This is a genomic window from Paenirhizobium selenitireducens ATCC BAA-1503, assembly GCF_900492185.1.
Classification (GTDB): domain Bacteria; phylum Pseudomonadota; class Alphaproteobacteria; order Rhizobiales; family Rhizobiaceae; genus Allorhizobium; species Allorhizobium selenitireducens_A.
Map to the genome: position 1 here is coordinate 1 of NZ_UEYP01000054.1, position 421 is coordinate 421.

A 421-nucleotide genomic window follows, 5' to 3' on the forward strand; every position below is an offset into this window, starting at 1 on the left:
CGCCAGCAGGGCGCGCCTTTCGTCTGCCGACAGATCCTGCAAGATTTCATGTTCGAGCGCCGATTGCCGCGGCGCGAGTTCCTCCAGCATCGCCCGGGCCTTCGACGTTGCCGTGACGATCTGCGCCCGCCTGTCGTCGGGCGAGGGCGACCGCTCGACCCAGCCGCCCCGGACCATGCGATCGACGAGCTGGCCGGCTGTGGCCTGGCCGACCTCCAGCAGGTCGGCCAGATCGCCGATGGTCAGCCCAGGCGCATCCTCGACATGCGCCGCCGCCATCCAGGACAGGCGGGTCAGGCCGCTGCCGCGGATGTCTTGGTCGATCCGCTGCTGGATGAGCTGCGCGACCCGGTGGATCGTCGTCCCGATCAGCGCGATGTCCGAAGAGATCATGGTTATCCTTCCGCCGATTGCATGGTAC

Annotated in this window: 1 protein-coding gene; it reads right to left on the minus strand. The window is 67.9% G+C overall.

Annotated elements, in window-relative coordinates; translation table 11 throughout:
- The coding region (locus tag RHIZ70P_RS22695; protein WP_147294063.1) for a MarR family winged helix-turn-helix transcriptional regulator at positions 1-393 on the minus strand (393 nt) is incomplete at its 3' end.
- Positions 394-421: the final 28 nt, after the last annotated feature.